The organism is Pseudomonas sp. CCI3.1 (assembly GCF_034313985.1).
Taxonomy (GTDB): domain Bacteria; phylum Pseudomonadota; class Gammaproteobacteria; order Pseudomonadales; family Pseudomonadaceae; genus Aquipseudomonas; species Aquipseudomonas psychrophila.
On the sequence record NZ_JAVIWO010000001.1, the window covers coordinates 1942677 to 1954752 of the forward strand.

Annotated in this window: 12 protein-coding genes and 1 tRNA gene; 10 read left to right on the forward strand and 3 right to left on the reverse strand. The window is 57.7% G+C overall.

All coding sequences use genetic code 11. From position 1 onward, the window contains the following. The first annotated feature begins 109 nt into the window (after positions 1 to 109). Together RGV06_RS08885 and RGV06_RS08890 are read left to right on the forward strand one after the other, a co-directional pair. Complete coding sequence (locus RGV06_RS08885) at positions 110 to 1054, forward strand: YgfZ/GcvT domain-containing protein (protein WP_019822270.1); 945 nt, start codon at positions 110 to 112, stop codon at positions 1052 to 1054. Positions 1055 to 1084: 30 nt separating this feature from the next. Beyond that, on the forward strand, positions 1085 to 1888 hold the full coding sequence (locus tag RGV06_RS08890) for an HDOD domain-containing protein (protein WP_322149836.1): 804 nt from the start codon (positions 1085 to 1087) through the stop codon (positions 1886 to 1888). Between the two features lie 118 nt (positions 1889 to 2006). Here RGV06_RS08890 and RGV06_RS08895 read toward each other — a convergent pair whose 3' ends face one another. Then, positions 2007 to 3410: a sensor histidine kinase gene (locus tag RGV06_RS08895; protein WP_019822268.1), complete on the reverse strand. Its 1404-nt coding sequence runs from the start codon at positions 3408 to 3410 to the stop codon at positions 2007 to 2009. Further along, a complete protein-coding gene (locus RGV06_RS08900; RefSeq protein WP_019822267.1) occupies positions 3403 to 4074 on the reverse strand; it encodes a response regulator in 672 nt (223 codons plus the stop codon). The genes RGV06_RS08895 and RGV06_RS08900 overlap by 8 nt, the downstream gene beginning before the upstream one ends. Positions 4075 to 4499: 425 nt before the next feature. On the opposite strand from RGV06_RS08900, the gene RGV06_RS08905 reads away from it, so the two are divergent. From RGV06_RS08905 to RGV06_RS08920, 4 genes are read left to right on the forward strand one after another with little or no spacing between them, the layout of a single operon-like run. Next, complete coding sequence (locus RGV06_RS08905; protein WP_019822265.1) at positions 4500 to 5477, forward strand: Bug family tripartite tricarboxylate transporter substrate binding protein; 978 nt, start codon at positions 4500 to 4502, stop codon at positions 5475 to 5477. 58 nt (positions 5478 to 5535) lie between these two features. Then, complete coding sequence (locus tag RGV06_RS08910; protein ID WP_019822264.1) at positions 5536 to 5994, forward strand: tripartite tricarboxylate transporter TctB family protein; 459 nt, start codon at positions 5536 to 5538, stop codon at positions 5992 to 5994. A 1-nt stretch (position 5995) separates the two neighbouring features. Then, the gene (locus RGV06_RS08915; RefSeq protein WP_019822262.1) at positions 5996 to 7510 is read left to right on the forward strand and encodes a tripartite tricarboxylate transporter permease; all 1515 of its coding nucleotides are present in this window, start codon (positions 5996 to 5998) and stop codon (positions 7508 to 7510) included. Then, positions 7503 to 8549: an AbrB family transcriptional regulator gene (locus tag RGV06_RS08920; RefSeq protein WP_322149839.1), complete on the forward strand. Its 1047-nt coding sequence runs from the start codon at positions 7503 to 7505 to the stop codon at positions 8547 to 8549. The genes RGV06_RS08915 and RGV06_RS08920 overlap by 8 nt, the downstream gene beginning before the upstream one ends. Positions 8550 to 8594: 45 nt before the next feature. On the opposite strand, the gene ung is transcribed toward RGV06_RS08920, so the two are convergent. After that, positions 8595 to 9287, reverse strand: coding sequence for a uracil-DNA glycosylase (gene ung, locus RGV06_RS08925; protein WP_019822260.1), 693 nt, complete (start codon positions 9285 to 9287; stop codon positions 8595 to 8597). Positions 9288 to 9947: 660 nt separating this feature from the next. Between ung and RGV06_RS08935 the strand changes: the two genes are divergently transcribed. The 4 genes from RGV06_RS08935 (at position 9948) to RGV06_RS08950 (ending at position 12021) form a co-directional block, all read left to right on the forward strand. Next, a complete protein-coding gene (locus RGV06_RS08935; RefSeq protein WP_046808678.1) occupies positions 9948 to 10169 on the forward strand; it encodes a cysteine-rich CWC family protein in 222 nt (73 codons plus the stop codon). Positions 10170 to 10202: 33 nt separating this feature from the next. Next, positions 10203 to 10928: a pseudouridine synthase gene (locus RGV06_RS08940; RefSeq protein WP_019822256.1), complete on the forward strand. Its 726-nt coding sequence runs from the start codon at positions 10203 to 10205 to the stop codon at positions 10926 to 10928. A gap of 55 nt (positions 10929 to 10983) precedes the next feature. Beyond that, positions 10984 to 11841, forward strand: coding sequence for an alpha/beta fold hydrolase (locus RGV06_RS08945; RefSeq protein ID WP_198821930.1), 858 nt, complete (start codon positions 10984 to 10986; stop codon positions 11839 to 11841). Positions 11842 to 11947: 106 nt separating this feature from the next. Next, positions 11948 to 12021 (forward strand) — tRNA-Gly (locus RGV06_RS08950). Positions 12022 to 12076: the final 55 nt, after the last annotated feature.

Genomic DNA, 12076 nt, shown 5'->3' on the forward strand with positions numbered 1-12076 from the left:
ACAGGCCGATCCGTCATAGAACAGTCGGCTTTGGTCGGCCCCTGGAACTACCCATTTGCAGGGCGCACCTCTATGATGTGTCCCAGACATTTTTTACCTGCGATGACCCATGGCCGACTCTGCTTTTTTCTGCACCCTGAACCACGAAGGCATTCTTGCTGTGATCGGCAACGACGCCAGCAAGTTTCTGCAAGGCCAGTTGACCTGCAACCTCAACTACCTGAGTGAAACCCGCTCGAGCCTGGGTGCCCGCTGCACGCAAAAAGGCCGCATGCAGTCCAGTTTTCGCATCGTGCTGCAGGACAACGGCTGCCTGCTGGCGATGGCTCGCGAGCTGGTTGAGCCACAGTTGGCAGACCTGAAAAAATACGCCGTGTTTTCCAAGTCAACCCTCACAGACGATAGCGCCAACTGGGTTCGCTTTGGTCTGAACCAGGCAGACGCGGTGCTGCAAAGCCTGGGCCTGAACCTGCCCGCCGAAACCGACAGCGTTGCACGTGCCAGCGGTTTGATCGCCGTTCGCGCCTCTGAAGGCCGTGCAGAACTGTGGGCTCCTGTGGAGCAGACCGAAAGCCTTGTCCAGCATTTGAAAGCGCAACTGGTTGAGGCCGACCTCAATCAATGGTTGCTGGGCCAGGTACGCGCAGGCATCGGTCAGGTCATGCCCCAGACCCGCGAGCTGTTCATCCCGCAGATGATCAACCTGCAAGCCGTGGGCGGTGTCAGCTTCAAAAAAGGTTGCTACACCGGCCAGGAAATCGTCGCCCGCATGCAATACCTTGGCAAACTCAAACGCCATCTTTACCGTTTGTCGCTGGAGGCGGGTCATGACGTACCGGCTCCCGGCACCCCTCTGTTTTCCCCTACCCACAACAGCTCCGTAGGCGAAGTCGTGCTTGGCGCAAAAGCAGAGAACGGTATCGAGTTGCTGGCCGTCCTGACCTCTGATGCCGCGCAAGCGGGCGATATTCACGTGGGCGACTTGCAAGGCCCCAGCCTTTCGCTGCTTGAGCTGCCGTATCAACTGGACCGTGATCGCGAAATCCAGCGTTGATTGCCACACATCGAAACGCCCCCTAGAGAAATGAGCATGCTGGCGCACAGAGTCCAAATGGACTTGATTAAGGCCATTGATAGAGATGATCTGGTTTTACCAACGCTGCCTGAAGTGGCGTTAAACATCCGCAAGGCAGCAGAAAACCCTGAAATCAGCGTCAGTCACTTGAGCAAGGTCATCGGTCGCGATACCGCGCTGTCTGCACGCCTGATCAAAGTGGTCAACAGCCCGATGCTGCGCGCCACCCGGGAGGTCACCGACCTGCATACCGCTATCACGCGCCTGGGTGTCAACTACAGCAGTAACCTGGCGATCGGGCTGGTCATGGAGCAAATCTTCCATGCCCGCTCGGAAGTCGTTGAGCAGAAAATGCGCGATGTATGGCGTCAAAGCCTGGAAGTGGCCGGTATTTGCTACACCCTGTGCCGCCGCCATACTTCACTCAAGCCCGACCAGGCAGCTTTGGGCGGTCTGGTGCATCAGATTGGCGTGCTGCCCATCCTGACCTACGCCGAAGAGAACAATGAACTGCTCTCCGATCCCGTTTCACTCAATCACGTCATTGAAAGCATTCATCCGTTGATTGGCGACAAACTGCTGGCTGGATGGGAGTTCCCGGAAATGCTGTTGAAGATTCCTGGGCAATATCAGGACTTTTATCGTCAGTCCAAAAAAATCGACTACATCGACTTCGTGCAAATCGCGACCGTGTTCATGCAACAGGACATCGAGAAGCTGAACGCCCTGCCCGCTTTCAGGTACCTGGGGCTGGATGCAGACGATGCAAAATTCGAACAGCAACTCAATGACGCACGCGGGATGTTTATCTAAGGCCCTGAATTCCTAGTGGGAGCGTGCCAGGTCGCGATGTCGGGCCGACGCAATTTCACTTCCTGAAATTTTCGCGAGCAGGCTCGCTCTCACAAAAATCGGCCCCGCATCAAGACAGCTACTGCACCCGCCCGCCATTGGCTGGCACAAAGCTGACCCTCACTTTCAACCCGCCCTGGGCACCGTCGTGCAAGCTGATATGGGCAAGGTGAGCGCGGCAGATGTCACCGACGATCGCCAGGCCCAACCCCGACCCGGCTACGTGTGAATTGCGTCGATAGAAACGCTCGAATACCCGCTCACGGTCTTCATGGGGAATACCCGGCCCATCGTCTTCGACTTCCAGTATCGCGGGCCAATTGACACGCAAAATAATATTGCCACCGGCTGGCGAGTGAGCCATGGCGTTGTCCACCAGATTGCTCAGCAACTCATGCAGCAACGTCGGCTCACCGTACAGCCACACAGGTTGGTCGGCCTCAAGCGCCAGCGCAAAACCCCGGGCATGGGCCAATGGAGCCATGGCCATACCCAGCTCGCGAGCCAACTGACTGAGGTCGAGCAACTGCGCGCCCCCTTCGGCGATCGCTCGCGCACCATTTTCGATGCGCGCCAGCGATAGCAGCTGATTGGCCATGTGGGTCAAGCGGTCAGTGCCCTGTGTAGCCTGCTCAAGCGTATTGCGCCAGATCTGCGGATCATTGGCGCGCAAACCCAATTCAAGCTGGGCCTTGAGTACTGCCAAGGGTGTACGCAGCTCATGGGCGGCATCTGCAATAAACTGCGCCTGACGCTTGAACTGGCCACGCAAGCGCTCGGTGAAGTGATTGAGCGCCTGAACCAATGGCCGCAACTCTCGCTGCACGGAGACCAGTGGCAAGGGTCGCAAGTCATCCGGCTCACGCTCCTCCACAGCAGTGCGCAAACGCTCCAGCGGGCGCAAGGCGGCACTGACAGCAAACCATACGACCAACAATGCCCCCAGCCCCAACATTCCCAGGCGCAACAGCGTGTCAGCCATCAAGCTGCGGGCCATGGCTACGCGCGCCTCATCGGTTTCAGCCACACGGATTTCCGCCATGCCATTCATGCTGGGCTCGGTCACGGCTTTGAGCAAGCTCACGACCCGCACGTTCTGCCCCAGATACGTGCCGTTATAGAAACGCGCCAACGCCGGGTAATCATCGGTCCGCGGCGTGCCTGGTGGCGGTGCAGGCAAGTTCTCATAGCCGGAAATCAGCTTCTGATGGATATCGTTGACCTGATAGTAAATACGTCCGGCGCTGTCGTAGGCAAACGTATCAAGCGCAACGTAGGGCACATCGGCACTTAAACTGCCATCACGCTGAGAGAGGCCTGCGGAAATGGTTCGTGCCGAGGCCAGCAAGGTACGGTCGTAGGCCGTGTCGGCCGCCTCACGACCATTGAAATAGGCGCTCAGCCCGCTGGCCAGCATCAAGACAACCATTAACAGCGTCAGGTGCCAGAGCAGGCTCCAGCGCAAGCTGTCGAGCTTAAACATCGCGGCCTTCCAGCAGGTACCCCAAGCCTCTGAAGGTGACAATCGCTACCGCCTGGCCGTCGAGTTTTTTGCGTAATCGGTGAATATAAATTTCGATGGCGTCAGGGCTCGCTTCTTCGTCCAGGCCAAACACCTGAGCCGCCAACTGTTCCTTGCTCATGACCCGGCCCGGCCGCGCAATCAGCGCTTCGAGCACTGCCTGCTCGCGAGAGGTCAAGGTGAGCAAATCATCCCCCAGGGTAAAGCGCCGGGTGCCAAGGTCGTACACCAGGGATCCGCATTGCTGCTGGCGCTCACCCCCCAACACGCTACGGCGCAACAGTGCTTTGACACGTGCCTCCAGCTCAGTCAGCTCGAAGGGCTTGGCCAGGTAATCATCGGCCCCAAGATTGAGCCCATGAACCCGGTCCTTTACGTCGCTGCGCGCCGTCAGCATCAACACCGGCAAGGTTTTGCCACGGGCACGCAAACGCGCCAGCACTTCAAAACCATTCATGCGCGGCAATCCCACATCCAGGATCGCCACTGCATACTCCTCAGAACTCAAGGCCAGGTCAGCGGCCACGCCATCGTGCAATACATCCACGGTCAGGCCTGTGCCTTTCAAGGCCTGGGCAACACTCTCGGCCAGCTGAAGCTGATCTTCGACCAAAAGCACACGCATCGTGTTTACCTCGATATTTTTTGTCCGGGCCGCAGCCTTTTGTGCCCGGAGTGTACAGACGACAGAAGTGCTGTGAAGCCCAAAAACAGGGAATGTCTATTGAAAGGTTAGCGAAAGGTTGGCGGGCTAGCATCGCGAGACTGACAGGAATCTCTGTTGCCGTTATGCACAGCACGACGGCCCGAAAAACGCCTTGAAGCGTTTTCGCCAATAAGAACAATAATGGAGCACCCCCATGCTGACTTATCAGTCCAAGACCCCTCGCCCCTGTATTTCTTACGTGTCCAATGCCTCCCTCGCGCCGCCTGCGAGTAGCCATGTGCTGTGCGCACGTTGCACGTAATACGGATTGAGCACGGCTGCGCACCAGCGATTTTGAGCAACAAAAACTGCCCTATAAAAACAAAAACTCCTGAGGAGACGACATGAAACTTCCCCTGCGCACCCTGGCACTCGCTGCTGGCTGCCTGCTGTTCACTGGCCAACTCATGGCTGAGCCAAAACGTCCGGAATGTATTGCCCCAGCCTCCCCAGGCGGTGGCTTTGACCTGACCTGCAAACTGGTGCAAAGCGCGCTGGTGAACGAAAAGCTGCTCAGCAAACCCATGCGAGTGACCTACATGCCCGGTGGCGTTGGCGCCGTTGCCTATAACGCTGTGGTCGCCCAGCGCCCGGCCGATGGCGGCACCCTGGTAGCCTGGTCCAGTGGTTCATTGCTAAACCTAGCGCAAGGCAAGTTCGGTCGTTTCGATGAAAGCGCCGTGCGCTGGCTGGCTGCAGTCGGCACCAGCTATGGCGCCATTGCGGTGAAGAGCGATTCGCCCTACAAAAACCTCGATGATCTGGTTCAGGCGCTGAAAAAAGACCCCAGCAAAGTAGTGATTGGCTCAGGCGGCACTGTGGGCAGCCAGGACTGGATGCAAACCGCACTGATCGCCAAGGCCGCCGGCATCAACCCCCGTGACCTGCGCTACGTAGCACTTGAGGGTGGTGGTGAGATCGCCACGGCGTTGCTGGGTGGTCATATTCAGGTCGGCAGCACAGACATTTCCGACTCCATGCCGCATATCCAGAGTGGCGACATGCGCCTCCTGGCGGTGTTCGCCAACGAACGCCTGGACGAGCCTGAGATGAAGGACATTCCAACCGCCAAAGAGCAGGGCTATGACATTGTCTGGCCAGTGGTGCGCGGTTTCTACCTGGGGCCGAAAGTCAGCGACGAAGATTACGCATGGTGGAAAGAGGCGTTCGACAAGCTGCTGATTTCCGAGGAGTTCAACACATTGCGCGACCAGCGTGAGCTCTTCCCGTTTGCCATGACCGGTCCGGAGCTGGACACCTACGTCAAAAAACAGGTGGCTGATTACAAAATTCTGGCCCAGGAATTTGGCCTCATTCAGTAATCCTTGCTGACCGGCAACCGGGCCACGAACCTTCGCAGGCCCGGTTCAGGAGTGAACCATGCTCTTACAACGCATTTTTGCCTCAGTGCTGCTGCTCGCGTGCGCCGCACTGGCGCTGATGGCCTGGCCCTATCAGGCACAGTTTTCCTACGAACCCGTTGGCCCGCGAGCCTTCCCGCTGCTGATGCTCGGCCTGATGGGACTGGGTCTGATCTACATGATTTTTCGTCCCACGCCCGTCGTCCACAGTGAAGAAGACCCACAACTGGACCGCGAAACCCTGACCAAGATCGCGCTGTGCATCGTGTTGCTGCTGATCTTCGCCGGTACGTTCGAGCCCCTGGGTTTCATCCTTAGCAGCATCCTGATCGGTATCCCGATGGCACGTCTGTATGGCGGACGCTGGCTACCCAGTTGCGTGATCGTCAGCCTGATGAGCGTCGGCCTTTATCTATTGTTCGATAAAGCGATGGACGTTCCACTGCCGCTTGGCTTGCTCGAAGTTCTGGAGAACTGACATGGATACTTTTGGCTATTTGGGTCAGGGCTTCGGCGTCGCGCTCAGCCCGTACAACCTGATCACTGCTTTGTGCGGAACACTGATCGGCACCGTGGTCGGCCTGCTGCCGGGGCTTGGCCCGATCAACGGGGTCGCACTGCTGATTCCGATCGCCTTTGCCCTGGGCCTGCCACCGGAGTCTGCGTTGATTCTGCTGGCGGCGGTGTACCTGGGCTGTGAATACGGCGGCCGTATCAGCTCTATCCTGCTGAACATTCCGGGCGAAGCTTCGACCGTGATGACCACCCTCGACGGCTACCCTATGGCGCGCAAGGGCCTGGCAGGCGTCGCGCTGTCGCTGTCCGCCTGGAGTTCGTTCATCGGCGCCTTTATTGCCACCTGCGGCATGGTGCTGTTCGCCCCGCTGCTGGCCAAGTGGGCAATTGCCTTCGGCCCCGCGGAATATTTTGTATTGATGGTGTTCGCCATCGTTTGCCTGGGCGGCATGGCCGGGGATCGTCCGCTCAAGACCTTTATCGCCGCACTTATCGGCCTGTTTCTCTCCAGCGTGGGGATTGATGCCAACAGCGGTGTTTATCGATTCACCGGGGACAACATCCACCTGACTGACGGCATTCAGTTCGTCGTGCTGGTGCTTGGGCTGTTCTCCATCAGCGAGATATTGCTGCTGCTGGAAAAAACCCACCGCGGTCAGGAAGCCGTGAAGGCCACGGGCCGCATGATGTTCAACTTCAAGGAAGCGTCTGCGGTGTTTGTAGTAAACATCCGTTGCGGCTTGCTCGGTTTCATCATGGGCGTACTTCCGGGTGCCGGCGCAACATTGGCCAGCGCCGTGGCCTACATGACAGAAAAACGTCTGGCAGGCACGACCGGCAAATTCGGTCAGGGAGACATGCGCGGTCTGGCCGCACCTGAAACGGCCATCGGCGCATCGGCCTGCGGCGCACTGGTCCCCATGCTGACACTGGGCGTCCCTGGCTCAGGCACCACAGCGGTGATGATCGGCGCGCTGTCGCTGTACAACATCACCCCAGGTCCTCTGCTGTTTCAACAGCAACCCGATATCGTCTGGGGCCTGATTGCGTCGCTGTTTATCGCCAACATCATGCTGGTGATCCTCAATATCCCGATGATCCGCATCTTCACCCGCATTCTGTCGGTACCCAACTGGGCGCTGGTGCCGGTGATCGCAATCATTACCGCAATCGGTGTCTATGCCGTGCACGCCACTACTTTCGATCTGTTCCTGATGATCGGTATCGGCATCTTCGGCTACATCCTGCGCAAGCTCGACTTCCCCCTCTCGCCAGTCCTCCTGGGCTTCATTCTGGGCGGGCTGATGGAGCAAAACTTGCGCCGCGCACTGTCGATCTCCAACGGCGCGCTGGACATCCTGTGGGCAAGCCCGATCACCCTGGGTGTCTGGGTACTGACGGCAATCATGTTGCTGATGCCTGTGCTGCGCATCTGGCGCAAGCGTAGCGCTCAACGTCGCGCCTTGGCCGATGCTTGATTCAGGACTCAGGCAATGGTGGGGCACGCCACTGGTCGGTCTGGCCGGTGGCTACCTCGCCAGCCTGATCGGCTGGCCGTTGCCGTGGATGGTCGGCTCATTGCTGGCCATCATCCTGGTGCGTTGCCTGACACCCTGGCAGTTGGCCGAGATTCCTGGCGGACGTAAATGCGGTCAGTGGATTGTGGGCATCGGTATCGGCCTGCACTTCACGCCCGTGGTCATGGAACAGGTGCTGGCGCACTTCTGGCTGATCCTGGCCGGCGCCCTGCTCACCAGTGTGTCGAGCGTGATCGGCGTGTGGCTTATGCGCCGCAGTGGGGAAGATCGCGCCACTGCGTTTTTCTCCAGCATGCCCGGTGGCTCGGGTGAGATGGTTAACCTCGGCGCACGCAATGGTGCCGTGTTGAGCCGCGTCGCTGCAGGTCAAAGCCTTCGGGTACTGACGGTTGTGTTATGCGTTCCGGCAGCGTTCAAGTACCTGCTGGGCGAAGGCACACCCGCCTTGCACCCCGCCGCCATAAACATTTACTGGCTGGCGGTGCTGTTTCCGGCAGGCGCTTTGCTGGCCTGGATCTGGCAACGCTTGCGTCAGCCCAATCCATGGCTGTTCGGGCCACTGCTGGTGAGTGCCAGCGTCAGTATTGTTTGGGATCTGCACATTGGCCTGCCCGACGGCAGTAGCCAGACGGGGCAGTGGCTGATTGGTAGCGGGCTGGGTTGTCACTTCAATCGTGCGTTCTTTCGCCGGGCACCTTCGTTCATCGGCAAAACACTGCTGGGTACCGCCCTGACCATGCTGATCGCCAGCCTGTGCGCATTGGGCTTGAGCGCCCTCACTCAACTTGATTTGCGCTCCATGACACTGGGGATGATGCCAGGGGGCATTGCAGAAATGAGCCTCACGGCAGAAACGCTGCAACTCTCCGTGCCGTTAGTCACGGCCTTGCAGGTCATGCGCCTGATCTTCGTGCTGTTTTTGGCCGAGCCCCTGTTTCGTTACTGGGTTCACCAGGACCGAACCGACGCGTCTTTATAGGGACCGGCACACCAGTAACGTTGCCCGGCGTGCCTGATCAATCGCTTAAACCGGTGGCAGTTTCCAGTCGATCGGAGTTAAACCGTTTTGCTCGAGAAACTTGTTGGTTCGACTGAAGTGGCCGTTACCGATGAACCCGCGATAGGCCGATAACGGTGAGGGGTGTACCGACGTCAGCACCAGATGCTTGGTCGCATCGATCAGTTTTTGCTTGCTCTGTGCATGGGCGCCCCACAGCAGGAAAACGAGCTTGGGTTGCTGCTCACTCACCACCTCGATAATCCGGTCGGTAAAGTGTTCCCAGCCTTTTTTGGCATGGGATGCCGCATTCGCACGCTCAACCGTCATCGTCGTATTGAGTAGCAAAACGCCCTGCTCGGCCCAATGTTGCAAGCAACCGTGGGGCGCAATGTCGATATTCAGGTCGCGCTTGAGCTCTTTGTAAATATTGACCAGCGAGGGTGGTGTCGGGATGCCGGGCTGTACCGAGAAGCACAAGCCATGGGCTTGCCCCGGTCCGTGATAAGGGTCCTGGCCAAGAATCACCACCTTGATCTTGTCCAGCGGAGTCAGGTTCAACGCGTTGAAGATAAGCGGGCCTGGCGGGTAAATCTCTTTCCCGGCCGCATGCTCCTGGCGCAAGAACTCGCGCAGGGAGTCCATGTAAGGTTTATCGAACTCCTCACGCAAGGCCTGCTTCCAGACAGGTTCAAGTTTTATACGGTCATCGGGTGTCATGGCTACATCCTGAAAAACAATGGGGCGGACACTAGAAAAGCCCGCCCCTGTTGTCAACTTCCCTATCGGCCACGCCAACCGTTTCCGGGACCGGGACCATAACCGGGCCTGTGATCGGGACGGTAACCTCGATCCCGGTGATAGCCTCGTGGGGGCTGATAGTAGCGCGGCCCCTGATAAGCCTGCTGAGACGGGTAGTAGCGCGGGCCGTGATAATAACGAGGGGGCGGGGCATAGACTGCCCGCGGGTAGACATAATAAGGACGGTAGCCACCACCATAGTACTCAGGCGCTGGCGCGGAATAGACCTCGGAGCGGTAATAGCCTGAGCTGCCCGAGTAATAAGGCACACAAGCAGATACGGACAAGCCTATTGCAATGATAGAGAGTAGGCGACGATACATGGCGGCCTCCTGGACCGCGAAAGAGCACACCCAGCGACGCTGGGTGGCGACAAACAGCTAATGCTGCCCGACACCTGTTAAGACCACAAAAAGGATATTCGGTGCCGTAGACACAAAGCTTCAGACCGACGGATCAGCAGATAGATAATCCTCCCTGGCATACAAGAGATCGACGCGCTCAACCTAAAAAAACCTGAGCCACCAACAGCGTTACCATAGAACGATTGAACACCAGCCCCACCACGGACGCATCGACATGACCACCTCCGACATTTGCCCCGCTTGCGGCGCCCGCAACGACTGCTCCATGGCAAACCCTGACACGGTGGAGCAACCCTGCTGGTGCTATGGCGTCACCATTGATCCCGAAATCATCCGGGCCCTGCCCCTTACTCAGCGCGATCTGACCTGCCTTTGCCCTCGCTGCGCGAAGGTGCAAAACCAATTGCAATCAGCGCAATCAGAATCCCTCACGTAAGATACTCGGCTGTTTCCTTGTGATTGATCGCTTATGCGCGTAGACCGTTTTCTAAGCAACCTGCCCCAATTCAGCCGCCAACACGTGCGCTTGCTCCTGATAGAGAAGCGTATCCAGGTTGATGGGCAGGTCATCAGCGATCCACACCACGAAGTCCGCGCATTCAGTCGTATCGAACTTGACGGGGAAATCTTGCAGGCCGGTAAACCGGCGCGGTACTTCATGCTGCACAAGCCGCCTGGCTGTGTCAGCGCCACCCAAGACCCGGAACACCCGACGGTGCTCGACCTGCTCGATGAGCCGGACATGGACGAACTGCACATCGCGGGCCGGCTGGACTTCAATACCAGCGGGCTGATGCTGATCACCAACGATGGGCACTGGTCGCGCCATGTCACTCAGCCACAGACCAAAATGCCCAAGGTGTATTACGTCGAGACCGAGCAGGAAATAACCGCCGCATATGTCAGTAAATTCAAGGAAGGCGTCTATTTCGCCTACGAAGATCTGACAACACTGCCCGCCGAACTGGAACTGCTCGGCCCTTGCTCTGCCCGCTTGAGCATCGTTGAAGGTCGTTATCATCAGGTAAAGCGCATGTTTGGCTTCTTCAACAACAAGGTCATACGCCTGCACCGCGAAAGCATCGGGTCTCTGATGCTCGACACCCAACTGGCTCCCGGGGAATACCGGGCTTTGCTCGACCTTGAAATCAACCTGTTCCAGGCCACGGCTGGGCACAAGGCCACCTGCCTGTAACAATCGCGGCGCAGCATCAGTCAGACCGACGCTCGATTCACTGGAGTCTGACGCCATGATAAAGCCCGAAATCGCTGTGCTCGATATTCAAGGTCACTATCGAATTCACACCGAGTTCTATCGCTGCGACACCGCAGAAAACACCATTATTCTGGTCAATGGCTCGATGGCCACGACCGCATCGTTTGGCCAAACCCTGAAAAACCTGCACCCGCATCTGAACGTAGTTCTTTACGACCAGCCGTATGCGGGTCAGTCAAAACCCCATAACCCGCATCAAAAGATGCTGACAAGAGAACTGGAAGCACAGGTTCTTCTTGAGCTGATAGAACACTTTAACGCCAATTATCTGCTGTCATTCTCATGGGGCGGCACTGCGGCACTCACCGCGCTGGCGTGCACACCCCGGCGTATCGAGAAAGCGGTGATCAGTTCGTTTTCACCGCTGATCAACGAAGCCATGCGCGATTACCTGGAACGTGGCCGCAGCTGCCTGGCAGCCTGCAATCGCACCCAGGTGGGTAATCTGGTCAACGACACGCTAGGCAAACACTTGCCGCCCCTGTTCAAGCGCTTCAATTTTCGCCATGTCAGCAACCTGGCCGACCACGAATACGCACAAATGCACTTTCACATAAACCACGTTCTCAACAGCGACCAGCCGTGCTTTCTCAGTGCAACCCGGGGTATCGAGATTCCAGTGCTGTTTATCAATGGCGCATGGGACGAGTACACCGTGGCCAGCGACGCCAGGCACTTTGCGCAACCCATTGCACACAGCCAGTTCATCAGCCTGGAAAACACCGGGCATTTTCTGGACATGGAACACAAATCTGCCAGCCACATCAGTAAAACTGCGCTGCTCAATTTTTTACAACCGGCACACACAGAACACCGGCAACACTCTCGGTGAGACGCAGGAAGCTGACAGCTCATTGAAAAAACGCTGCAAAATGACGTATTTGAAGAATAAAACTTCTCATCAAGGCCGACTTCTGGTACAAAGTCAGCCGCTCTGAGCGGGTGTCGTATAATGGTATTACTCCAGCTTCCCAAGCTGATCACGCGGGTTCGATTCCCGCCACCCGCTCCACTTCTTTAAGGCTTTCACCCCACTGAAAGCCTGGCCTGTACAGCAACAAAATCCC